The sequence below is a fragment of the Nostoc linckia z4 genome, from assembly GCF_002608075.1.
In the GTDB taxonomy this organism is placed as follows: domain Bacteria; phylum Cyanobacteriota; class Cyanobacteriia; order Cyanobacteriales; family Nostocaceae; genus Nostoc; species Nostoc linckia.
Genome location: NZ_LAHA01000012.1, coordinates 1 through 22,582 on the forward strand (window position 1 = coordinate 1; position 22,582 = coordinate 22,582).

General features: G+C 41.7%; 21 protein-coding genes and 1 pseudogene. 10 read left to right on the top strand and 12 right to left on the bottom strand.

Features of this window, described 5'->3' with window-relative positions; genetic code table 11:
• Nucleotides 1–389 precede the first annotated feature (389 nt).
• From VF06_RS12335 to VF06_RS12345, 3 genes and pseudogenes are all read right to left on the bottom strand, one after another.
• Nucleotides 390–806 (bottom strand): annotated as a pseudogene (locus tag VF06_RS12335) (bile acid:sodium symporter family protein); the annotation flags it as partial.
• Between the two features lie 220 nt (nucleotides 807–1,026).
• Complete coding sequence (locus tag VF06_RS12340; protein WP_099068923.1) at nucleotides 1,027–5,529, bottom strand: translation initiation factor IF-2 N-terminal domain-containing protein; 4,503 nt, start codon at nucleotides 5,527–5,529, stop codon at nucleotides 1,027–1,029.
• A 192-nt stretch (nucleotides 5,530–5,721) separates the two neighbouring features.
• A complete protein-coding gene (locus tag VF06_RS12345) occupies nucleotides 5,722–6,639 on the bottom strand; it encodes a histone deacetylase family protein (RefSeq protein WP_099068922.1) in 918 nt (305 codons plus the stop codon).
• A 287-nt stretch (nucleotides 6,640–6,926) separates the two neighbouring features.
• On the opposite strand from VF06_RS12345, the gene VF06_RS12350 reads away from it, so the two are divergent.
• Nucleotides 6,927–7,976: a mechanosensitive ion channel family protein gene (locus VF06_RS12350; protein ID WP_099068925.1), complete on the top strand. Its 1,050-nt coding sequence runs from the start codon at nucleotides 6,927–6,929 to the stop codon at nucleotides 7,974–7,976.
• A 367-nt stretch (nucleotides 7,977–8,343) separates the two neighbouring features.
• Here the strand turns inward: VF06_RS12350 and VF06_RS12355 are convergent, their stop codons facing one another.
• Complete coding sequence (locus VF06_RS12355) at nucleotides 8,344–9,123, bottom strand: MBL fold metallo-hydrolase (RefSeq protein ID WP_099068921.1); 780 nt, start codon at nucleotides 9,121–9,123, stop codon at nucleotides 8,344–8,346.
• Between the two features lie 149 nt (nucleotides 9,124–9,272).
• Between VF06_RS12355 and VF06_RS12360 the strand changes: the two genes are divergently transcribed.
• Complete coding sequence (locus VF06_RS12360; RefSeq protein WP_099068920.1) at nucleotides 9,273–9,713, top strand: VOC family protein; 441 nt, start codon at nucleotides 9,273–9,275, stop codon at nucleotides 9,711–9,713.
• A 10-nt stretch (nucleotides 9,714–9,723) separates the two neighbouring features.
• Here VF06_RS12360 and VF06_RS12365 read toward each other — a convergent pair whose 3' ends face one another.
• The gene (locus tag VF06_RS12365) at nucleotides 9,724–11,271 is read right to left on the bottom strand and encodes an S-layer homology domain-containing protein (protein ID WP_099068919.1); all 1,548 of its coding nucleotides are present in this window, start codon (nucleotides 11,269–11,271) and stop codon (nucleotides 9,724–9,726) included.
• 373 nt (nucleotides 11,272–11,644) lie between these two features.
• On the opposite strand from VF06_RS12365, the gene VF06_RS12370 reads away from it, so the two are divergent.
• Both VF06_RS12370 and VF06_RS12375 read left to right on the top strand, forming a co-directional pair.
• On the top strand, nucleotides 11,645–12,538 hold the full coding sequence (locus VF06_RS12370; protein WP_099068918.1) for an alpha/beta fold hydrolase: 894 nt from the start codon (nucleotides 11,645–11,647) through the stop codon (nucleotides 12,536–12,538).
• A 192-nt stretch (nucleotides 12,539–12,730) separates the two neighbouring features.
• Nucleotides 12,731–13,789: a serine/threonine protein kinase gene (locus VF06_RS12375; RefSeq protein WP_099068917.1), complete on the top strand. Its 1,059-nt coding sequence runs from the start codon at nucleotides 12,731–12,733 to the stop codon at nucleotides 13,787–13,789.
• Between the two features lie 118 nt (nucleotides 13,790–13,907).
• On the opposite strand, the gene leuD is transcribed toward VF06_RS12375, so the two are convergent.
• From leuD to VF06_RS12390, 4 genes are all read right to left on the bottom strand, one after another.
• Complete coding sequence (gene leuD, locus VF06_RS12380) at nucleotides 13,908–14,516, bottom strand: 3-isopropylmalate dehydratase small subunit (RefSeq protein WP_099068916.1); 609 nt, start codon at nucleotides 14,514–14,516, stop codon at nucleotides 13,908–13,910.
• Between the two features lie 196 nt (nucleotides 14,517–14,712).
• Nucleotides 14,713–16,116, bottom strand: coding sequence for a 3-isopropylmalate dehydratase large subunit (leuC, locus tag VF06_RS12385; protein WP_099068915.1), 1,404 nt, complete (start codon nucleotides 16,114–16,116; stop codon nucleotides 14,713–14,715).
• A gap of 70 nt (nucleotides 16,117–16,186) precedes the next feature.
• The gene (locus tag VF06_RS42600; protein WP_257207527.1) at nucleotides 16,187–16,318 is read right to left on the bottom strand and encodes a hypothetical protein; all 132 of its coding nucleotides are present in this window, start codon (nucleotides 16,316–16,318) and stop codon (nucleotides 16,187–16,189) included.
• A gap of 196 nt (nucleotides 16,319–16,514) precedes the next feature.
• Nucleotides 16,515–17,432: a hypothetical protein gene (locus VF06_RS12390; protein WP_099068914.1), complete on the bottom strand. Its 918-nt coding sequence runs from the start codon at nucleotides 17,430–17,432 to the stop codon at nucleotides 16,515–16,517.
• Between the two features lie 17 nt (nucleotides 17,433–17,449).
• On the opposite strand from VF06_RS12390, the gene VF06_RS42010 reads away from it, so the two are divergent.
• A complete protein-coding gene (locus VF06_RS42010; RefSeq protein WP_099068913.1) occupies nucleotides 17,450–17,710 on the top strand; it encodes a hypothetical protein in 261 nt (86 codons plus the stop codon).
• 4 nt (nucleotides 17,711–17,714) lie between these two features.
• Here the strand turns inward: VF06_RS42010 and VF06_RS12400 are convergent, their stop codons facing one another.
• The gene (locus VF06_RS12400) at nucleotides 17,715–18,224 is read right to left on the bottom strand and encodes a hypothetical protein (RefSeq protein WP_099068912.1); all 510 of its coding nucleotides are present in this window, start codon (nucleotides 18,222–18,224) and stop codon (nucleotides 17,715–17,717) included.
• A gap of 448 nt (nucleotides 18,225–18,672) precedes the next feature.
• Nucleotides 18,673–18,888, bottom strand: coding sequence for a hypothetical protein (locus VF06_RS12405; RefSeq protein ID WP_099068911.1), 216 nt, complete (start codon nucleotides 18,886–18,888; stop codon nucleotides 18,673–18,675).
• A 137-nt stretch (nucleotides 18,889–19,025) separates the two neighbouring features.
• Between VF06_RS12405 and VF06_RS12410 the strand changes: the two genes are divergently transcribed.
• Nucleotides 19,026–20,489 carry a hypothetical protein gene (locus tag VF06_RS12410; RefSeq protein WP_099068910.1) on the top strand — a complete coding sequence of 488 codons (1,464 nt, stop codon included), beginning with the start codon at nucleotides 19,026–19,028 and terminating at the stop codon, nucleotides 20,487–20,489.
• A 180-nt stretch (nucleotides 20,490–20,669) separates the two neighbouring features.
• Here VF06_RS12410 and VF06_RS40645 read toward each other — a convergent pair whose 3' ends face one another.
• Nucleotides 20,670–20,819 (bottom strand): hypothetical protein, encoded by a 150-nt coding sequence (locus tag VF06_RS40645; RefSeq protein WP_180267758.1) that lies wholly within the window; start codon nucleotides 20,817–20,819, stop codon nucleotides 20,670–20,672.
• Nucleotides 20,820–20,903: 84 nt separating this feature from the next.
• Here VF06_RS40645 and VF06_RS12415 point away from each other — a divergent pair, with 84 nt between their 5' ends.
• The 4 genes from VF06_RS12415 (at nucleotide 20,904) to VF06_RS39120 (ending at nucleotide 22,551) form a co-directional block, all read left to right on the top strand.
• Complete coding sequence (locus VF06_RS12415) at nucleotides 20,904–21,248, top strand: hypothetical protein (RefSeq protein WP_143861768.1); 345 nt, start codon at nucleotides 20,904–20,906, stop codon at nucleotides 21,246–21,248.
• Between the two features lie 78 nt (nucleotides 21,249–21,326).
• The gene (locus VF06_RS12420; RefSeq protein WP_099068908.1) at nucleotides 21,327–21,704 is read left to right on the top strand and encodes a hypothetical protein; all 378 of its coding nucleotides are present in this window, start codon (nucleotides 21,327–21,329) and stop codon (nucleotides 21,702–21,704) included.
• Nucleotides 21,705–21,746: 42 nt separating this feature from the next.
• Complete coding sequence (locus tag VF06_RS12425) at nucleotides 21,747–22,376, top strand: HAD hydrolase-like protein (protein ID WP_099068907.1); 630 nt, start codon at nucleotides 21,747–21,749, stop codon at nucleotides 22,374–22,376.
• Nucleotides 22,363–22,551: a hypothetical protein gene (locus VF06_RS39120; protein WP_143861769.1), complete on the top strand. Its 189-nt coding sequence runs from the start codon at nucleotides 22,363–22,365 to the stop codon at nucleotides 22,549–22,551. The genes VF06_RS12425 and VF06_RS39120 overlap by 14 nt, the downstream gene beginning before the upstream one ends.
• Nucleotides 22,552–22,582: the final 31 nt, after the last annotated feature.

The following is a 22,582-nucleotide window of genomic DNA, read 5'->3' on the forward strand; positions in this document are numbered from 1 at the left end:
GTAGCCATTTCAACTACTGGATTCCCTGGACTCTTGCCGTTGTTAAGTACATACTCGGCGGGAATTATCTCCAGTGAGGTCAGGGGTTTTTTGTTACGCCTTGCCTTTTCATAAGTTGCTTTTCTAGGCTCTGTTTCATCATAGGAACTCCCTATTAGCGCCAGTGTCGATCCGTAACGATCGTCTGGTTGCGCCCTGTTCCCAGCTTCACCCTGTAGAAACCGAGTCTACTCAGTGTGGGCAGATGAGGAGTCAATTCTGAGTCTGAATGGTAGGGCTTTCACCTACATCTGACCGAGAGTTCAGCCTTTTGGTGACAGTAATCTGCTGTCAGGCTGGATTAGTTATTTACGGATTGGTTGCCGTGATTCACTAATCAACGAATCGCACGTACTTAAGAAAGGTAACTGTAGGGTTGTTCCTTGCCCTAAAAATGCCTGCATTGACAAATTGATTATCAAAGGAATCGTAAAAACCGTAATAAAACTACTAATAGCTGTTAGCGTCACAGAAAGAGCAACATCGCCCCCAGCCAAAAACGTAATCATATTAGAGGTAGCGCCACCGGGACAGGCTGCTAAAATCATCATACCTACTGCTAATTGTGGCTCAAGGGGAAACACTGATACAATGCCAAAGCCCACAATGGGCAACACGATTAGCTGCGCCGCTAAACCAATCACCACTGCTTTTGGATAGATTACAACTCGCTTAAAATCCTCTGGGGTCAAGGTTAGTCCCATGCCTAACATGATAATAAATAGAGCCAGGGGCAGAAAAACAGCCGTCAGAAAATTTGCTTCCATCCTTAACCTGCGTTGGTAACAATAAAAAGTGCCTCTGGATTGTACCGTGTTTAGATTGATGACTATTGCAAATTAAGCTCTTGGAATGGTTCAGAAAACTAAAATCTAGTAATTCATCGTATTAATTTTGAGAGGCTAAGATTCCCGAATTCTTGAAGAAGTCGGGGATCTTAGCACCGTGTCAATCAAAGCAAGTTATTAATTTTGGATAAAGTCGAGTTTAGCTGAAGAAGCCAGAAACATCAACGAAACCGTTATGAAGGCTGACAATATTGGAAACTTCAGAATACATACTTCCTATTTTACCTGGTTGATGGGTAAATAAATCATGACAGCCAACAATTACTAGCAGTTCTTGAGCGCGGGAAAATGCAACATTCACTCGTTCTGGTTTCTTAGCAAATCCCACATCTCCTTTATTATTGTTACGAACCATACTCACAATTACAACAGGTCTTTCCATGCCTTGAAATCTATCTACTGTACCAGTACGAATTTCTAGAGAAGGGAAAAGTTCAGATTGCAGGCGTTCATCGATTTTTCTTAATTGAGCGCCATAAAATGTAATCACCGCAATTTCTTTTTTTGGTTCGCCATTAGCAACTTTAGAAGCCCAAGTTTTCTCGAACTGCTGACACAAATGTTCAATTGCATCAATTTCTGGAGTATTAAAGTAAGAAGTTCCGCTACGTTCCTCTAAAAACTTCTTTTCAATAGGCGTTGTTACCCAGAGAATATGGTGAGATTCTTGGATGATTTCACCTGCTAAATTATGTGCGCGTTTTATATCAGGTTCTAAAATACCAGATTCTAGTTTACCATCGTAAAACTGATTGATTGCACCCATAATATATGGATGCATCCTATATTGTGTAGTCAACATTTGCTTGATACTTTCATCGGCAGATTCAAACTGACTTTTAAATAGCGACTCTTCTAAAAATTGGAGTTCGTCTCGCGTATTGCCAATTGTTTGGGCAACTTCTTCTAAAGTGCTAGTATCGAGCATGGGTGGTAATTGTCTGTGGTCGCCTACCATGACTAATTTTTTAGCTTTCAATGCGGGAATTAGTAATTCTGGTGGAGTACACTTACTAACTTCGTCAATAATGACGACATCAAAGGATTTAAATTCTTCAGAAAAACCTCTATTGGCAGCTTGAACGCAGGTGATACCTACAACGTTGGCATTGTCTAAATATATGCGCCTTAAATCGTTGCGTAGGCGTAGCCCGCCGCAGGCATCGCCTTCTGTTGGCTGTCTTAATTTTTCTATCCAATCTTGCACAAAATTCTGATATTTGTTGAGATAAATCTCTTCTTTTTGGAGTTGTTGTTGCCAAGATTCAAACTTAAGATTTAAAGTCTGTAAAAACTCTATATTCAGCAAATCACCACTAGAGTTTTCTGGTTTAAATTTATCGGGTATATTTTGCCATTCTGCCGACCACCACATTCTTTCTGCAATTAAACTTTCTGATGGCTGTGGTTGTAATTTTTGTTCTAATTCCCGGAGGCTAATTTCCAATTTTTGAAGTTCTTGTAGAGAATTGTCAGTTTCTTGTTTGAGTTTAGCTAAATGCTCGTTTAGAGAAGTTTTGATTACCTCCAACACAGCAAAAGGTTCTAATAATGAAATTAAGTTTTCAAGCTGAGTGATGCAATTTACCCAGGAATGCACTTGCTTAGTAAATTCTTGCGGTTGTTCCCAAATTTTTGATTGTGTTGTGAGATATTGCTCGGCTAAAGTGCGTACTTGAGCAGGTATATTTGGCTGTTGGCTGAGTTCTTGCAAGATATTAACAACTTGTCCAAGTTGAAAATTAGCATCTTGCTGTGCTTTTTCTAGTTGATATTGAGTAGCAGATATTTGCTCTTGGCTGATTTCATTTTTTTGCAGTTCATTTAATTGCTGGCGTAGATGATGAAGTTGTTGTTCTGCTTCAGTTTTGACTTTTAAAACGCATTGACGTGCATTTGCCAGGATAGTTTCTAGTAATTCTTGTGTAAGTCGGGTGAGAGTAGAATCGATGTTATTCCATTCCCATGATGCGCCATAAGTTTTTTGAATTCTAATTAAGAAAAAGTGGGTATTTTCAACCAGTAACTTTCGTTGTTTTGGGTTGAGCAATTGATAGTTATTAAACTGTTGATAAGTCTCTTGCCATTGAGTACGATCGCTTTGTGATAGCACCATTGGAATCTGACTAAAATTTTGTTGTAAAAAGTAACTAAAATTATGCTGTTTGCCTTGGCGATCGCTAAAATTTCCGTCTATTTCATAAGTAATAGCTTTTGTCAATAACTCCCAATCTGGTAGGTTAATTTGATAATTTTTTGGTAGTATCGGTAATTTTAATGTATTAGCAAACATTAACAAACCTAATGGCAAGTCTACTAAATTATCTGTTAATGGTAAACCTGATTGCTGACAATCTTTTAAAGTTTGATAGAGATGAGAATGCGCTGTAGACTTCCATTCTTTAACTGCTGATATAATATAATCAATTTCCCTTTGGCGATTTTGCCATATCTGAATTGTTTGCTGTAGGTTTTGCTGCTTGGTAAGAAATTTCTGATAATCTGTTTGTAACTGATTTAACAAGTCAAAATTTTGTTTCACAGTCTGCGCCAACGCTGCAACTGCTGACATAGTTTCACTGGCACTTTGAGCAGAATTCAAAGCAGCTTTAAATTGCGAAATTTCTGTTGCGATGGTTTCACGCAACCAAATCGCTAAACCAAAAGCACCAAACGCTGGACGCACAAAGCCAAGTTCATCACTATATTTAATAGATTTACGAACATTGGCTAAAAATTCTTCTACTAAAGTATTACCTTCTGCATAGGGTTTCAGGAGTGGCAGAAAATTTGTGATTTCTGGAGATTCCCAATTGACATTAGGAACAGTATTTAGTAAATTATCCAAACCAGAAATTAAGGACTCTGCCTCATTTTGCGTTGCTAAAGAATCATTGTAAGATTTTTCTTGATTTTTAAAGTTTGACTCTATTTTTAACTTATTTTTCAGGAATTTACTTTGTTCTTTATCGAATTCTTCTTCTGCTTGCAAATAGCCTGTAAATCTTTGTGATGATGAGAGTAATTTGCGAAAGATTTGAATATTTTCAAATCTTTGAGCTAGATTATTTTCGCAGTCATTTGCAGTATTTTCCAGCCATCTACCAATTACTTGGTCTTCTAAAAATGGCTGTCCTTCCTCGCCAACTTTTTCGGCTTTTCCTTTGCGTACAGCACGAATAACTGGGTTATGAACTAATCGACTTAAGGCGTTATCTACTGCTAAATTAGCTTGAGAAGCGATTAAAGTGCGTCCACCACGAAGGGCAATTTGATAGCAAATTTCAGCGATTACGGTAGTTTTTCCAGTACCTGGCGGCCCTTGAATCAAAACAAGATCCTTAGCTGCAAGTACTTTTTCTACTGCTGCTTTTTGACCTGGATTTGCAGCAGATAATAGTAAATCTTGTGGTTGGATTTCAGTAGTTGTTTTGATTTTTCTAGCCTGGGAAGCATCGAATAAAAAGTTACCCAAATATTGATTTTGAGTATAACCATTATTCAAATCGTCTAAAGCTTTTTTCTTACGTTGAATTTGCTGAATATCACCAACTGCTTCAAAACACAAAAACCCTGTAGTTGGCAACTTATAACGTTCTGTTGCGATATATTCAGCTAAGTCTCTTTCTAATCTAACGCTGATAATGCAACGATTGGGATCTATTTCTTCAATAGTCCCTAATTGACGACCACTCAGCCAATTTTTGCCGATGGGAGCAGTTTCAAAAAGTTTTAAATCTTCATTTTTTGCTTGCTTTGCGCGTTCCCAAAAGTTTTCTAGTTCTAAAGAATTTTGATAAAAGCCATCAAGGGTAGCTGAGGTGACATCAATTTCAAAATTTATTCGCCTTTTTAAGTTATAGTTATCACGTACATAACGTACACAAAATTGACGCGCTTTAGCAATCTTTTCTTCAATTTGTAAAAACGCTTTCCAAGCTTTTAGCTGATCTTCTGTAGGTACATTATCACCACAAACTGGTGCGGCTGCTATGCGCGTCAATGTCGCTGGTGGAATGTCGAGATGATGCTGGTGATTAGGTAGCAAACGTAAGGGAAAAGCTACAGAATAGCTATCAGCATTTCCCCGCGATATTTGTAATAAATGAGCCGAAAGTATCTTTAAACCGTCGCGTCCATTTTTTTGGACAGCTGCTGTAAATCCTAATGTTTTTTTTAGTTTATCAAGTCTTGGTGGTAATTGGAAATTATCAGAATCTGTTGCTATTGTTAAATCCCAAATTTCTTCTTTTGGATCTTTTCCTGCACCTTTGCGACGTACATAAAATAGACAAGGTTTTTTCCCAACGCATTCAAACATTAATTCATTGGCGTGTTCGCGTCGTTCCCGAAACTCAGGATATGCTTGTAGGGCGCTTTCTCCTTCAAGATTGCGGATTAATTTATCAATTGTTGAACCTACAAATGTATAACCCCAATCTTCAGAGGATGTTTTACTTTTTGTGGATTTTGCTGCGAGTTTATTTATCGCTAAACGAATGCGTTCTGCCTCAGGTTCTGAGATGGAACTTGTATGGCTTTTGACTGCAATGTTGAGTTTTTCGCAAATTGCTAATAGCTTCTTGCTATCTAAATTTAATTCTTTTGCTAGCTCGTAGATTCTGAGTTTGCCGTGGTTCATCCAGTAGTGCCTTTTAGGGTTTAAATTTAAACGCAAAGGGATGCAGAGGTAAGCGCAGAGGAGCGCAAAGTTTATTTTAGTTCCATTCGCTACGAATTAAATTTGGAAATACTCTGCGTACCTTTGCGTTTACTTTGCGTTCCTCTGCGTTTTAAAACTTTACAACTTTGCGTAGTATTGCCCACTAAATGACTATAGTTTGTACTGTTGATAAATTTGACTCGCAGCACGATGCAGTAAAGAGTGTCGCCAAACGAGGGATTTCATATCATCAGCATAACCGCCACCAATTACACAAGCGACAGGATAACCAGCACTCATACAAGTACTTAAAACCTGCATTTCTCGACGGAAAATGCCAGCATCTGTTAAGGCTAATTTTCCCAAGCGATCGCCTACATGAGGATCTACACCTGCATCATAAAATACTATATCTGGCTTGACTTGAGATAATAAATCTGGTAAATAACTTGCCAATGTTTGCAAATAAGCATCATCTTCCATTCCCACTGGTAAAGGAACATCTAAATCGCTGGTTTGTTTCGTACCTGGGAAATTAACTTCGCAGTGCATGGAGAAAGTAAAAACACTCTCATCGTCTTGGAAGATAAAAGCAGTGCCGTCTCCTTGATGAACGTCCAAATCTACAATGAGGATTTTTTGCACGAGTCCGAGTTTTTGTAAAACGCGACAGGCGATCGCTAAATCATTGAAAATACAAAAACCAGATCCATAACTGGGAAAAGCATGATGAGTGCCACCAGCGGTATTACAAGCTAAACCCTGACTCAGTGCCAGCTTAGCAGTCAGTATTGTACCACCAACCGCTACACAAGTACGATTGGCCAGCGCTGGACTCCAAGGTAAACCAATGCGACGCTGTGCTTTGGGTTCTAGGGTTCCTTGACAATAAGCTTGGACGTAGTTTGGGGTGTGAACTAATTCTATTAACTTTGTTGGCGGGCGTTCAGGTGTATGAAATTGTTCTTGATTTGCTACACCGTCAGCTAATAGTAATTCGTAGAGTTGCCGAAATTTGGACATCGGGAAGCGATGGCCTTCAGGCAATGGGGCAACGTAATCTGGGTGGTAAATAATTGGCAAGTCCATGTTATTAATTTTGAACTATAGTCCAGTGCCAAATACACCTAGAGATTGTTTAGTAATCAATCATCAGATTGTTTTTGCCTGACAAAATTCATGCAAAAGTGGTTTCAATGCAACCAAACAGCACTTACCCAGCACTTATGAAAAGCCTCAGGCAATAGGATAACAGCCTTGGAGAACATCTACCAATGGCAGGTACAATTCAATGGTTAATTTGGTATTAGCCAAAATAATCTCAAATTTGTCAAGTTAAATTTAACAATAATTACAAAAAACAAATGCAAATGGATATCATGCAATGGATTTTGCCACTGGGCTTTATTGTAGCTGGCGTGCTAGCTGGAATAATTGGAGAAAAACTGATTTTTAGAAAGCTGGAAAATTTCGTTATTAAAAAACGCATAGCTGGGGGAAATATTATATTTCATGCCCTGCATCGCATGACTTTTATTTGGTTTGTGATTGCTGGTTTTTTTTGGGCAGTTCTCAGTTCTCCCCTCAGACCAGATATTATTAATGTCCTGCAAAAAATTCTCACTGTTGCATTTCTGTATTCAGTTACTTTAGTCTTAGCAAGGCTAACTGCTGGTTTTGTAAATTTATTAATTCAAAGAACAGAAGGAGTTCCCACTTCACTAGTTTCTAATGTTGCTAAAGTTGTTGTTTTGGCTTTAGGAACATTAATTTTGTTGCAAACTGTCGGTGTTAAAATTACGCCAATACTGACAACTTTAGGTATTGGTGGTTTAGCTGTTGGTTTGGCACTTCAAGACACCTTAGCAAATTTATTTGCCGGGTTTTATTTAATTATTTCAAAACAAGTTAGAACTGGAGATTATGTAAAATTAGATGGTGGACAGGAAGGTTACGTTACAGATATCACATGGCGCAACACAACAATCAAAGAAGTTTCTAATAATGTGGTAATTGTGCCAAATTCTAAGTTAGCATCGGCAATTTTTACCAACTATCATTTACCCGCTAAGGAAATAACCTTAACTCTGAATGTTGGTGTTAGTTATGATAGCGATTTAGAAGAAGTGGAAAAAGTAACTGTAGAAGTCGCCAAAGAAGTTATGCAAGAAATCGCACCGAAATTAATTGCCAATGAACCATATATCAGATTTCACACCTTTGGGGATTTTAGTATAGACTTCACCCTTTATATGCGAGTTAGCGAATTTTTTGACCAGCGAATTGGCAAACATATATTTATTAAAAAATTACACAAACGCTATCAGGAAGCAGGAATTACAATTCCCTTTCCCATCAAAGAAATTTACGTGCAACATAATATAAATAAAGAGAATTCAGAATTCAGAATTCAGGAATCAGAATAATGTAAGGATAAAGATTGGAGTTTTCATAAGCCAGGATGTTGAAATATAACTGAGGATTTTTTTTGAGTTGTATTTAATAGTAAATTGAGATAAAAAATTGTGTAAATGCTTTTAATTTACAATTTAAAATTCGTTTTGTGGCAAAGCGTCTACAAACTTTTTGCAAAATCCAAAATTGCTATAGAAATCCGATTTGATTTATGAAAAAATCTCAGGAACGCACCAAAGCCTTAAATATTGCAATAAAATTTATTGTGGGATGGGTGTCCTCACCCGTCCGGGCGGGCAGGATGCCCACCCCACAAGAGTCAAGCTAATGCACTATTTTAGCCTTGACAGTCCACTAAGTATATTTCAAAAATCAAATTTAAATTGCTAATGCTCGCTTTTCCAATGGTACTTGAAAGCGATCGCCTGGTGTTGGTTCAATCACCCGTGTGGAAAGATTGTTTTTCTCTAATAGGGAACGAAATTCCGCAGCACTTCCTTTAGTCTGTATCAATTTCATCAACAATCCCTCAAATATCACATCACCACCTGCTGCTGTCGGTAATATTACTTGAGGCTGTAAGGATTTTACGATATCTAAAGCACTATTTTTTCCTTTGATAATTGGCCCAAGTAACGGTAATGTCATGTCAATAAACGGTGTAACCACTACATCGATAGGTGCAGCTTGCTTCACTTCTGGAGAATGATAACCGTGAGGCTCATAGTATAAAGTTAAACCACTTTCCAATTCTTTGAGGAGATAACTATTTTCTACTAAAGTGGGGCCGATGGGCGAACCAGGAAAAGCTTTGATTTCAATTTGACGATCTAAAATGAAAGTTTCTCCATGAGCGAGGGTGGTTACCTTGGTGTAACCTAGTTTGTCTACCACCTTAGCTGCATTGGGAGAAGCTACAACTTTGATATTGCGGTCAAGCTGCTTGAGTGTTGGTGGATGAGAATGGTCTTCTAAACCTTGAGATAGGAGAATTAAATCAATATTCTCAGGTATGGGGCGATTTTGCGATCGCTGCCCTTTAAATAACCAATCCAAATTACTGAAAATTAACGAATCAACTAGCCAAGGGTCGATTAATATCCGTTTTTCGCCAATTTCCAGCAGCCAACTATTGCTGTCAAACCAAGTTAAGAACATAAATTTTTATGAAGATAACGCCTATCTTTATTATCAATCGTGTTAGCTTCCATCGTGGAACTTTTCACACTGTTGGACAACAATAGAATTTCTTGGTTTGCGCCTCAGAAAACTAGAATCCCCAAGTTTCCTAATTTTGAATTTGTATCATGTCTGACGTTGGTTTTACTCACATAGCCCTTGCAGTTAGGGATGTGGACGCAAGTATCGCATTTTATCAAAAATATGCCCAAATGACCGTTGTCCACCGTCGTATCGATGAAGCGATTCAATCAGATGTTGCTTGGATTAGCGACCTTACCAGACCTTTTGTGATTGTCTTAATTCAATCAACTCAAGTGGAAGGCGCACTGTTACCACAATCCCATCTTGGAGTAGCTTATCAAAATCGAGAAGACATCGATCGCCTGTGCAATGAAGCACGCACAGAGAAAGTACTGTTGAATGGGCCGAATGACTCCGGCCCCCCAGTTGGTTACTGGGCTTATCTGCGAGACCCAGATGGCCATACATTGGAAATTTCCTATGGTCAGGTAGTTCAATTTACAATTGAGCAGGCAAGAGACACCACTACTCCCTTACCACCATAAGGTTACCTAATTACCGTTGTTGTCCCACAACGTATTGTGAGGAGATATTTGCTACCTTGCCAGTGCTGTAAAGTGCTTGATATAGCAAAGCTGAGACTTCAGACCGAGTTGCTATGCGTTCGGCGTTCAATAAATTCACGTTGGGATAATTAACAACTATACCGCGTTGTGTAAGGGCAGCAATCAGACTGCGATGTTCGCCACTGATGTTAGTTGCATCGTTGTAAACAGATAAAATTGTATCCGTGGAACCGCTGGCTTGATAATTTAAACCCTGTGCTAAAGCTACTAAAATGTCTAGGCGAGAAAGGTTTTGAGTAGGGTTGAAATCACTGCCAATTACGCCATTTAAAAAGCCCATTTGGTAAACATTTCTAATGGCATTGTAAGCCCAGTATCGACTGGAGACATCCTGAAAAGCTTTTGCTGGGCGAATTTTGCCCTTTGTAAAGGCTTTTTGCAGCATTGCCGCAAATTGGGCACGAGTGACCGGTGCATCTGGGCGGAAAGTTCCATCGGGAAAACCTTCGATAATTTTCATTGCTGCCAATTCAGCAATAAAATCTCTAGCCCAATAATTTGTGGAAACATCCGAAAATTCAACTTGCAGGTTGCGAGATATGCCGATTTGGCGATAATTCATTAGTAATTGGCTGACATTGTAGCTAGAGTTATCGCTGACTTCAGTCACCTGCACTAAACTACCAGGAATAGCTTGTAAAGCCCGTGCCAATTCAAAATTAAAAATGGTGAAGGAAGACTGACGGACTAAAGCGAATTCACCTTGGGTAAAAGATACAGGATAAACGCTGTTGGCTTTAACTGGAGATAAACCTTGTACTTGGAAGTGATTAGCTTGGAAAGTTTGGGAACCGCTGAGAAAAGTAACCCTTTGATTGCTGATTTGGGTGAAATAGTCGTAAGTGGTAGTACCTGCGTCAATGATGCCATCCCGGTTAGCATCGATACCATAAACAGTGCGAATGACTCGATATTCCGCCGGTTTAGCAGACAAAATCAAGTTAACTGCGGTGTTTGCTGATAAACATTCAAATTCGCTGTAGCCAATGAAGCGGTTTTGTACATCGTATAATCGCACCACAATGCGATCGCTTGCTTTTAATCCATTAACAAATTTCGCTTTTTGCTGAATCTTGTATTTATAATCACCCAAAAATCGCTCTTTTAAAAAGCTATTATTCTGTTTACTTTTAATAGAAACGCGGGCAATGACTTCTGATAAATGACCGGATGGTTCCCAAATTGCCAGACTAAAACCTATTTTTTTTTCCTTGAGTGCAACCCTACTATTATTTACTTGAGTCCGGCTTTGTTTAGTTACAGTTTGTTGTTGAATAGTAGTACTACTACTGCTTGTTTCTACTGCATTATGAGCTAAAATTTGTTGTTCTGTCGAATTATTAGGGATTTGGGCGACGATGGTAGAAAACCCTGAAGTTGCGTAAGCAGAAACTATTGGCGAAAAAATTGCTACAGAAGTTGCAGCAAGAACAAATTTCCTCAAATGACCAAAGTTACCATGATTTGTATTTTTCATCTCACACTACCATTCGTCTAAAAAGTCAAAGGGGTATTTGGTATCCCTAACTTATTAATCCCTGGTAATAGATGAAACTAACATATCAATTATTTATGTAGGCAAAAGGCAAAAGACAATAGTAAAAAAAGGTTTTGAGTTCTGCCTAGTTTTACAAAAATCAAATAAGATTGCTATATTAGAATTCCTATTAATTGCCTAAAAAAAATTCCATACACTTCAATTTTCTATAAGCCTACCCTCAACCTGTTAACTATTGCCTATTGCCTATTGCCTCTTACCCCTTGCCTTTTACCCACAAATTCTATGCCGAGGCGCAAGATATGACGCCAGAGAACATTACTATATTTAACAGAGTTTATAAATCTTTATAATGACTGGAACTACACAGCAGATAACAACAGCTACCAGCATTCAAAAATTCTTTTGGACTTGGCAGGGCTATAAAATTCAGTACACCGTTATGGGTACGGGACGCCCTTTAGTACTGGTTCATGGCTTTGGTGCTTCCATTGGTCACTGGCGCAAAAACATCCCAGTTTTGGCGAATGCTGGCTACCAAGTTTTTGCTTTGGATCTTTTGGGTTTTGGTGGTTCGGATAAAGCAGCCATTGATTACAGTGTAGAAGTTTGGGTGGAACTGCTGAAAGATTTTTGCACAGCACACATCCAGCAACCAGCTGTATTTATTGGTAACTCCATCGGCGCACTTTTGAGTTTGATAGTACTGGTAGAACATCCAGAAATTGCTGCTGGCGGTGTTTTAATCAACTCTGCGGGTGGCTTGAGTCATCGTCCCCACGAATTGAATCCGCCGCTAAGGATTGTAATGGCGGCTTTTAATCGGGTTGTGCGATCGCCAATTACAGGCAAATTTGTTTACAATCGCATCCGCCAAAAATCCCAAATTCGCCGCACTCTTTACCAAGTTTACCGCGATCGCCAAGCAGTCACCGATGAATTAGTGGATTTACTTTATACTCCCTCTTGCGATCCTGGAGCGCAACAAGTTTTCGCCTCGATTCTCACAGCACCTCCCGGCCCCAGTCCAGAGGAACTATTGCCCAAAGTCGAACGTCCTCTGTTGGTAATTTGGGGTGCTGACGATCCCTGGACGCCAATTACTGGGGCCAAGATTTACGAAAAGGCACGTGAGAATGGCAAAGACATCAAAATAGTGCCCATTCCCAATGCCGGTCATTGTCCCCACGATGAAGTTCCGGATATTGTTAACGCCCAGATTGCCCAATGGTTGGGGCAAATTTGACAATTTGGCGCATAAACAAGCCACTACCCAACTTTGCCAAAGTTGAGGTAGCTGGTGTTAGGGAAATAAGGGCATTAATTTGTGTTTATGTGCTTTCGGGCGAGTAAGTTGGAAATACGGTTAACAATCTGGGTGAGTCGCTCTTTATTTTGAATTACACCTTGACAAAATCAAACTCATGTGGTGGATATAATGGAGCTTGATGTGCGTAATGGAGATAAAGGGGAAATTCCCTTGAGTCACCATCCAGATTTTTCCCAACAAGGTTATCAAGTTATTAGAGAACTAGGACGCAACACAGAAGGAGGACGCGTTACTTACTTAGCGAGTGTCCTGAATTGCGATCGCCAAGTAGTAATTAAAGAATTTCGTTTAGCCAGTGCAATTGCGGATTGGTCTGGTGTGAAAGTATATGAACGGGAAATTGAAATCTTGCAACAACTGAATCATTCCCGCATACCTCGTTATATAGATTCCTTTGAAATTCCAGGGTTTTTTTATATGATTCAAGAATATAAAAATGCCCCATCCTTAGGTGAAAAACGTAGCTTTTATCCAGAACAAATTAAGCAAATTGCAATATCAATCTTGGAAATTTTGGTTTATCTGCAAAAGCAAATTCCGCCAATTATTCATCGGGATATTAAACCAGAGAATATTTTAATTGATGAGCAATTAAATGCTTATTTAGTTGATTTTGGTTTGGCTAGAATCCAGGATACAAAAATAGCTCTTAGTAGCTTTGTCACAGGAACTCCAGGCTTCATGCCCCCAGAAGAACAATTTGGTCATCCCCTCACAGAAGCCTCAGACTTATATAGTTTGGGAGCAACATTAATTTGCTTATTGAGTAATACTCGTTCCATTGATATTGGTAAACTAATTAATGATGATTACCGTTTTAATTTACACAAATTAGTTCCTCAAATCAGTCCGCGTTTTGAGTCGTGGTTAACAAAAATGGTGGAACGCAATCGCAAACGCCGCTATGCTAATGCCAGTGTTGCTTTAGAAGCACTCAAGCCGATTGAAGTTCTTGGTAGCGGTACTGGAATAGAAAATTTAATCAGGACAATTAAACCTTTAAAACAAGCTACTTTATTGGGAATAGCTACTGTAATGACCTTGGCTGCGTTGGCAGGAACTTTGATGAGTTGTCAACCTGGTATTACAGTCAAGCAATTGTTAGAAAGCAAAGAATGTCAGGATTTGGACTCTAATGCAAGTTGTCAACAAAACACTGGAGATTAAAACTTTATTGCTATTGTTGATTGTTGACTGTTGACAGTCAAGGCATAAACTGGAATATTTTATTTTTTGGAGTTCCCTAAATTAACATTCCCTAGCAGAGCCAGGGAATGAGAAAATACTAACTTGCAGCTAAATTTCCCCAACCGATGTAAGGTAATTTTGCCGCAGTTGCCCGAACTTGGTCGGCATTTGCGACTAATTGACCGCAAGCATCCCAAGTACCAGCAATAAAGGCGCTTCTTGTACCTTCACTAATAAAAACTGGCGTATTGTAATCGCCAATTTGCACTTGCAAAGTTTCTAAATTCACTGTGACATTTGCTTGGGGATTGGCTGCTATTAATTCTTGCAATTGTTTGACATTAGCAGCATCGGCTGTGACACAAGGTATACCCATTGCCACACAGTTACCGAAAAAGATTTCGGCAAAACTTTCACCTATTAAAGCTTGAATTCCCCATTTAGCGATCGCTTGCGGTGCGTGTTCCCGTGAAGAACCACAACCAAAATTTCTATTAACGATTAAAACCTTTGCCCCTTGATATTGGGGTTGGTCAAAGGGATGTTCGCCGTTTAATGCTTTGCGGTCATCAATAAACGCGCCTTCGCCTAACCCATCAAAGGTAATGGCTTTCAAATAGCGGGCGGGAATAATGCGATCGGTATCTATATCATTGCCGACTAAAGGTATACCGCGCCCGGAAACTGTTTTAACTTCACTGACCATATTGGGGATTGGGGATTTTGGAGATTGGTGATTGGGGAGATGAGGGAGATGGGGAGATGGGGAGATGGCGAGATGGGGAGATAGGGGAAAAGATTAAAGGTTAAAGGGAAAAGGAATAAATTTAATCTTTCCCCTTTCCCCTTTCCCCTTTCCCCTTTTCCCTTCCCTATGCCCCATGCCCCATGCCCCTTTAAAATTACAACAACTCACGCACGTCTGAAACTTCGCCTTTAATGGCGGCGGTAGCTACCATTGCCGGACTCATTAATAATGTGCGACCGGAGGAGGAACCTTGCCTACCTTTAAAGTTGCGATTTGAAGATGATGCGCTGATTTGTCTTCCTTGTAATTTGTCGGGGTTCATTGCCAGACACATGGAACATCCAGGTTCGCGCCATTCAAATCCTGCTTCTGCAAATATTTTGTCTAGTCCTTCAGCTTCGGCTTCTTGCTTGACTCTTTCGGAACCAGGGACGACAAAAGCTTTAACTCCCTCGGCAACGTGGCGACCTCTGGCGATTTTGGCGGCTTCCCGCAAATCGCTAATTCTGCCGTTGGTGCAACTACCAATGAAGCAGACATCGATTTTGGTGCCTTTGATGGGTTGTCCTGGGTATAAATCCATGTAGCGGTAAGCTTCTTCGGCAACAAAGCGGTCTTCTTCGGGTAGTTCTTCTGGCTGAGGCACAAACTGGTTCACACCGATACCTTGACCGGGAGTAATTCCCCAGGTAACGGTGGGAGGAATTTCGGCAGCGTCGAATACCACTACATCGTCATATTCGGCATCAGCATCACTTTTAATAGATTCCCACCAAGTTACTGCTTTGTCCCAATCTGCACCTTTGGGGGCAAAATCTCTACCATTGAGGTAATCGTAGGTGACTCGATCCGGATTGACGTAACCGCATCTGGCACCGCCTTCGATCGCCATATTGCACACTGTCATCCTTTCTTCCATATTCATTTGTGCAAAGGTAGTACCTGCAAATTCGTAGGCATAGCCCACGCCACCTTTAACGCCAAGGGTGCGGATGATATGTAAAATTACATCTTTGGCATAAACGCCAGGATTAAGAGTACCGTTAACTTCAATTTTTCGGACTTTCAACTTGGATAGGGCCAGGGTTTGGGAAGCAAGGACATCCCGCACTTGACTAGTACCGATACCAAAAGCGATCGCTCCAAATGCACCGTGACTGGATGTGTGGCTATCTCCACAAGCAATAGTCATTCCCGGCTGAGTCAGTCCTTGTTCGGGTGCAATCACATGAACTATACCTTGACTGCCAGAACCAATATTGTAAAAAGTTATGTTATTTTCTTGACAATTCTGTTCCAGCGCTTGAATCATCTCCTCTGCCAAGGGATCGATGAAAGGACGCGCCTGATTTTCTGTAGGTACAATATGGTCTACCGTAGCGACAGTACGCTCAGGAAACAGTACCTTTAGACCCCGCTCGCGTAACATAGCAAAGGCTTGGGGACTAGTGACTTCATGAATGAGGTGAAGCCCGATAAATAGTTGTGTCAGCCCTGAGGGAAGTGTACCAACGGTGTGTAAGTCCCAAACTTTATCGAATAAAGTACCTTTACTCATACGTCAATCGGTGTTTAATGAGTCAGACTTTTCATAGTATCAAAAAAAAGTCAGACTTTTTCTATACGATTTATTGATTGAGGGCATAGGGAAGGGGAAAGGGGAAAGGGGAAAAGTTAAATTTATTCCTTTTCCCTTTAACCTTTTCCCCCATCTCCCCATCTCCCCATCTCCCCATCTCCCTATCTCTCCATCTCCCCATCTCCCCATCTCTTTAGCTATAGGGTATTCAGTATACTTCCAATCAAAAAGCCGCCCTAAAAGGCGGCTTTTTATTTATGGGCAGTACCAGACTCGAACTGATGACATCCTGCTTGTAAGGCAGTAGACCAAAATGCCAAAATACTTTCATTGCAAGGTTTTTAGAAGGTGTAAAAATAATCTGCGCTAATTTTGAACTAAACTTCTTTAGGATCTTCTTCTGACTCTGCCTCTACTTGGGCTTCACTCTGCTGCTTCGCCCGCTTCGCCATTAATTTTTTAGCTGCCACTTGAAACTCTCCCCGCGTCGGTTTTTCTTCCGCTTCTGGCGAGTAAGAACTGACAATCTTGCTCAGATGGCGTCTGCCCTTGACGTTTTCTTGGGCGATGTCGCTTAAGATTTCCATTTGCCGAGCAGCGTCCCTGCTAACGAAGTCTAGATATTTTTCTAGAGTCGGCGTGATGCCCTTCTTTAAGGGTTGAAAATCTGGTTTTGACGCTCCTGAGCCTGCACTGGTAGGTTTGGATTTAGGGCGGGCAACGTGCCCGTTGGCTTGGATTTCACCTTGGTTTTCCAGCAACATCGCTGCTTCTTTTTGTCCCTGTTCGGTGCGAAAGCGGATGACCAGTTCCCTCGCCATTTCGCCATCTACCGCCCAGCCGTCATCGCTCCAATAGAAAGGAGTACCTGAATCTTTGAGACGCGATCGCAATTGGTCTTCTGTTTCGCCGGTGATGGCAGCGATCCGATTCCAGGGCACTGTTACTGGTATCGTCGCGGATTGGGCCAATTCAAATTCTACCGATCTTGCTGCTGTTGCCGCTGTCATGGCTTCCTCGCTATATAGTGTTTGTTCTGATTTTAGTTCAGCGGCAAATACTAAGTTGTTCTCGGTGTCGAAGATTTGGAGCTTGGATGTGCCAAGAACGATCGCAGCTTGATTTAGTAGAGCGTCAGTCTGGGCGATGGCGATTTCGGGGTCAGCGCCTTGGAGGATGAGGCGGTCAGCTTCAACTGTGGTGACTAGCCTGGTCAACACGAAAGCCTTGAAACGCGCAAGTCTCGCTTGCTGTAGTCGTTCGGCATCTTGGGGGTTATAGTCGGTAAGCATCATGAGGTTAAATTTCCCCCATGAAAATCTTTTATGCCCCAGCAGACTCGATATTGGATCTTGTGAACGAGGAAGCAATTATCGCCGATACGGCCTGCTGCGAGGATTGGTTTTGGGCAGTGGACGCGATCGCCCTGTTGCACGAAATACCGTATTCGGAAGCAAGAAAGGCGATCGTTGATCGTTACCGCAATCAGCGGGTTTTGTCGCTTTACGGGATTTGCAAAGCGATCGTGGATGGGACAATGCGAATTTGCTATCTGGCGGAATCCGCCAGATAGATAATCAGTTGGGTTCTACAAAGAACTTGTAGCAGGAAATTGATTTATCCTTGTACTCAACGCACACGTCCTTGTTGGAAGGGCTGTAATCTCTCCACATCACCCTTTCAAATCCCGATTCTGCTTCTAGTTCCAAAACAGATGGATCGTTGTTGCCATTGGCAGCGGTGACCACAGACACCGATTCGGGTTTGATTGAATCGGTTTTGATGTATTGGCAGGTGGTGTACAAGGCAATGCTAGCCCCGTTAACTGGTAAGTAAGCGTCTGTCTTACAAACACCAGGATCGAAAGCGACGAATTCGGGTGGCTCAGTGGATGCCGGTTTGGCTTTTTTGGGCACAGGCGACTCTGCTGGTTGTGCCTCTTGCGTCGGCGTCGGTGTTGCCTCGGCTTTTAGTTTGATTACAGCTGGCGATGGCTTGAAAACGACTGGCGTCGGCTCCGAAGCGCAGCTAGCGGCAACAAGTGAAACTAAACAAAGAAGCGGGTACAGGCAGTTTTTGAAAAGCATAGTTAGACACTCACAGGTTTTGAATGTCTTAGCAAAAACCCAAGTCGGTCAGTGTGATCTGCTGCTTGCTTTGATCGAAAAATTCATTCCCTGTCCTCCTCCGTCCGCGTCGTCCGGCTAATGACAATGCAAAGACGGCATATAAATTTTCAAGGTTCGGTCACCAAGGCAGAGGAAACAGCGGCTGAAGACATCCTGTAGGGCAGTTGTGCCAGCAATTGGCTACTGATATCAGGGCAGCAGTACGCTGTGTTTTGCCCTCTGGCTTGGGTGGGTGCGACTCGCATTGGGAAGCGCGATTCGCTTAACCGTTAGTATATCGTCATGCTTTTGTTAGTACAAGTGCTGCAATAAAACGCAAAACCCGCCTAATACTCGGCGGGTTTTTCTTTGAGAACTGCATCAATTATTTTTTCTTTTATTTGCCTGAGAGATTCATTTTCTTCCCTCAGGCGGCTAATTCCCCCAGCTTTTCCTCAACTATTTTTTCAAGTCTGGTAACTCGCATCTCAAGTGGGCTAGCAACTTGCTTCAGTCCAAGGTATTGGTCGATAAATTCCGTCAACACCTCGGTTACGTTTTTACCCTCTTCTTCTGCCTTTTTTTTAAGGGCTTCCCTTTTGTCTAGATTAATCCGGATTGTCAGTCTTGATTCTTCTGCCATATTTCTGTGTCGTAGTATGTCGCAGTATGTCGCAGCATGTCGTACTAACAAAGATAGCACTTCCACCCTTGAAAGCTAATATATAAAGCAAAATTCGTACTAACAGCTATTGACTATTGTACTAACGCGGTACTAACATGGATTCATGGCAACCAAAAAGGCGATCGCCCACCATCTCACCTGCAAGCAAATCGCCTTTTGGAACCCTAGACGAACATCAGGTACAAAAAATTATGACACACCCAATTTACACAGAACAACAACTGACTGAACTCAAGTTAGGGGAAATTAAAGCGATCGCGTCTCGGATGAGTATCGCCCCAGAAGGCGACAAACGCAACAAAAATAACTGGGTTAGCGCGATTATCAAGCATCAAAATTCACAAACTCAGAAAGTAGCAGATGTCACTCAAGCGCCACAACTACAGCCAACAAAAGAAAACCCATTCACTATAGAAGAGGCGGCTAAATCAGACTATGTATTTTCTTGGGCTGGTGTAGGAAATTTCTTAACCATCAAGGGGTACAACGAGCAAGGAATGGTAGTCGTGAACGATGGTTGTGACGATCTGCATTTTTCTGTAGGAAATATTGAGTTGATGACTTATGGCGAAGTGGCAGCTACCAAACCACAACAAATTGATGGAATCGTCATGGATGAGCAAGCCGTAGTAGCCCAAGAACTCGACCAGTATATCGAAGAACAAGCCGATGACTACCTCTTCCACGATGAAGCGCAAAGCAAGACACCGACTAACTTGCCCGTAGTTGGTGACACTCACTTGATTGGCGACTTCTTGCTTCGTTGCGCTCAGATCGGTGGGGACTGGGCAACTGTTTGGGATGTCAGCAAGGACGTCAGTCTTTTGGGCGAAATCAGAATGGGATGGGGGGATGCATTCTGGACTCACACAATGAGCTTCAATACCTTTGCAACTCCCCAAGAGGCAGTTATTGACTTGTACGAATCGCTCCAAGCGCTGCTCAAAAAACAGCAACTTCATGACGAAGAAGCGATCGCATTTGAAAAAGTTGCTGACGGTGTATGTCAAGGAACCGTCAACGGAGTGCGAGTCAAAATTACAGCTGTTCAAGGCGGCTACAAAACCAATCTCACTGAAGATGTCGTGTTTGCCGATTACGATACAGCGATTATGCAAAGTTTGGTGGCAGTCGCAAAACTCCAAAAAAAGCGGCTATTGGATCGCACACAACGCGCTGCCACCATTCAAATAGTCGAGCAACAGGGCGATAAATTTGTAGTGCAGAACGGGGAGAACGGAAACCGTTACATCGTTCGCCCCGATCATCTCGATCCAAATCAGCGTTGTGAATGCGGTGATTGTCGCCACAGGGGGTCAACGTGCAAGCATCAGATAGCTGTGGAGAATTTTCTAAAACCCAGTCTTGCCAATCGGATAGTTGCAGAAGATCGGAAAGATCTGATTTTGTATTCTTACGAAAAAAACAGCTTTGTTTCTTATGAGGTTGGTGACCAAACACGGCAAGCAACCATCAAACAGAAAATAGACGATCAATTTTATCTGATGGACAACGATGATGTTGTCGGCGAGTTTCAGATTATTTGTGCCGTAGCTTAATTAGATTTTGAAATGCGTAGGCGCAGCCCGCCGTAGGCATCGCTCTGGGACTGGACATCTATAGCGCGATGTCTTCGACAAAGCTTCTCTACGAGACGCTGCGCGAACGCTAACGCACCCGTCCACCCTCATCAAAGAATGAACACCATGAAGTATATACCTGTTTTATTAGCGATTGCTTTAATCGCTGTCTCTCTCCCTGTCAATGCCCAAGAAGATTGCAGCAAGGCAAAAGATAGACGCGAAGGATGTCCGGTTTTGATAAATCGCTAAAACAATAATGGGGAGGTAATCAACCTCCCCAAACTTTTCAACTATGACTGTAGCCATGCAACTTGAAGATATTCTCCCAAAACTGTCCGAGCGGTTTCTTCCCGAAGAACATAAAGAGCGCACGCTTCCTGGCGGCGGGCGTTGGTTTTACGTACCTCACCAGGAAATTCCCAACGCCTAAACGCTGTGTGTCCTGGTGAGTGGCACACGAGGGTCAATTCCACTAACATCGCCGGCGACTACACGGTAGTCATGCTAGAGCTAACCATCTGTGGGGTAACTCGCACTGGCATAGGTGATGACAAAACATTTCCCGAACTCAACGAACAAGGTAAAGCCAAGACTATTGGTTCTCCACCGATAAAGGCATTTAGATCGGCTTTTAAAGATGCTGCCGAACAATTCGGCATCTGTGCGTATCTGGACGATCAAAAAGCCAAGCGCAATGAGTTTGCCAAATACATGGCTTCCAAGGGCGACCAATGAGCAAACAAATTCATCACTGAAAACGGTTGGATAGAGCAGCCAACCGCCAAACCTGAGCCGATTGGCAGGGACTTTCTGATGAAATCGATTAATCAACAAATCAATAGGCTGAAGTGGACAGTTGCTCAAGAGGCTACCTATTTGAACAAAACTTTCAAAGCGCAGTCAACAGCAAATCTTTCCAACAATCAATTGAGTTCGTTTTTGGGATATCTGAAGTCTCAAGAACCTACGATTGCAGCCGTAGAAGTTGCACCTCTGACGCCTCCCCCACTAGATCGCACTCTGCTAAATGCCGAGATTGAATCAGTCATGAAGCGCAAAGCCATCTCAACTGACAAGGCGCGAGCAATATTACAGGAGTTGTTTAACGCACGGGGACGGCAACAGTTGAGTGATAAACAACTGCAAGAATTTTTGGAGTATTTGAGGTCTAGTCCAGTCGCAGCGAATTAAAATTTTTGAGTTGAAGCTTTAGTCGGTGGAGTCGCAATTAAAATGGTGAAAATCTTATTTCTAGACATTGATGGAACCGCTACCGAGACGCTTTCAGGGCACACCTTTAAACAGCATCCCCAGGATGTAAAGGTGATGGAAGGTGCAGATAAAGCGGTTTCTCATTTCCATAACCAGGGATGGACAATTATTGGTATTAGCAATCAAGGTGGATGTGCTGCAATCAATCCAGATACGGGTAAACCTCGCAAATCAATAGAGGATACCATTACTGAAATGCAATTCACCTTGCAATTATTTCCTAAAATCAACTGTATTTACTTTTGCCCCGACTTCGACGGAAATCTGATTTATCGAGTTTTTTATCAAAGTTACACAGCCTCGGAAAGGCATCTTTATTTAGACCCCAGCACAAACAAGCCTTTTTATCAATCATTTCGCAAGCCAGGCGCAGGGATGCTTCAAAAAGCTGCTCACGACTTGGAGTTGTCGCTAGAAAATTCTTGGATGGTAGGCGATCGCCCGGAAGACGAGCAATGCGCTATCAATGCTGGTATAAACTTTTGCCCTGCTGATGTTTGGCGCGATCGCTTTCGTCCCGGAATGTTTGCTCATCAAGTCACGTCAAAGCAATTAAGGTTTCTAGAGGGTATTGAATATGGAAGACCTTAGTAACACAAACGCCGCCAAACATCGATTTTGCTGCACCTGTGGAAAATATTCTCAAAGTGATGAAATTTATTTTCCTGAGTTGGTTCAATGCCTGCAATGCTACACCCTACAAGACCTCATTCGTCAGCCAAGATTGTTTATTATTCCGGCTGAAGTGTTATCACGTTATCGATGAAACAGTACTAATTGCCAGAGACGTTAATGCT

Coding starts and splice junctions, on each gene's coding strand:
- VF06_RS42010 (WP_099068913.1), top strand. CDS start 17,450: ATGAAAATCTTTTATGCCCCAGCAGACTCGATATTGGATCTTGTGAAC.
- VF06_RS42600 (WP_257207527.1), bottom strand. CDS start 16,318: ATGGGGAGATGGAGAGATAGGGAGATGGGGAGATGGGGAGATGGGGAG.
- VF06_RS12420 (WP_099068908.1), top strand. CDS start 21,327: ATGAAATCGATTAATCAACAAATCAATAGGCTGAAGTGGACAGTTGCT.
- VF06_RS12345 (WP_099068922.1), bottom strand. CDS start 6,639: ATGGACTTGCCAATTATTTACCACCCAGATTACGTTGCCCCATTGCCT.
- VF06_RS12405 (WP_099068911.1), bottom strand. CDS start 18,888: ATGGCAGAAGAATCAAGACTGACAATCCGGATTAATCTAGACAAAAGG.
- VF06_RS12390 (WP_099068914.1), bottom strand. CDS start 17,432: ATGATGCTTACCGACTATAACCCCCAAGATGCCGAACGACTACAGCAA.
- leuD (WP_099068916.1), bottom strand. CDS start 14,516: ATGGTCAGTGAAGTTAAAACAGTTTCCGGGCGCGGTATACCTTTAGTC.
- VF06_RS12370 (WP_099068918.1), top strand. CDS start 11,645: ATGACTGGAACTACACAGCAGATAACAACAGCTACCAGCATTCAAAAA.
- VF06_RS12400 (WP_099068912.1), bottom strand. CDS start 18,224: ATGCTTTTCAAAAACTGCCTGTACCCGCTTCTTTGTTTAGTTTCACTT.
- VF06_RS12340 (WP_099068923.1), bottom strand. CDS start 5,529: ATGAACCACGGCAAACTCAGAATCTACGAGCTAGCAAAAGAATTAAAT.
- leuC (WP_099068915.1), bottom strand. CDS start 16,116: ATGAGTAAAGGTACTTTATTCGATAAAGTTTGGGACTTACACACCGTT.
- VF06_RS12410 (WP_099068910.1), top strand. CDS start 19,026: ATGGATTCATGGCAACCAAAAAGGCGATCGCCCACCATCTCACCTGCA.
- VF06_RS12365 (WP_099068919.1), bottom strand. CDS start 11,271: ATGAAAAATACAAATCATGGTAACTTTGGTCATTTGAGGAAATTTGTT.
- VF06_RS39120 (WP_143861769.1), top strand. CDS start 22,363: ATGGAAGACCTTAGTAACACAAACGCCGCCAAACATCGATTTTGCTGC.
- VF06_RS40645 (WP_180267758.1), bottom strand. CDS start 20,819: ATGGCTACAGTCATAGTTGAAAAGTTTGGGGAGGTTGATTACCTCCCC.
- VF06_RS12355 (WP_099068921.1), bottom strand. CDS start 9,123: ATGTTCTTAACTTGGTTTGACAGCAATAGTTGGCTGCTGGAAATTGGC.
- VF06_RS12360 (WP_099068920.1), top strand. CDS start 9,273: ATGTCTGACGTTGGTTTTACTCACATAGCCCTTGCAGTTAGGGATGTG.
- VF06_RS12375 (WP_099068917.1), top strand. CDS start 12,731: ATGGAGCTTGATGTGCGTAATGGAGATAAAGGGGAAATTCCCTTGAGT.
- VF06_RS12425 (WP_099068907.1), top strand. CDS start 21,747: ATGGTGAAAATCTTATTTCTAGACATTGATGGAACCGCTACCGAGACG.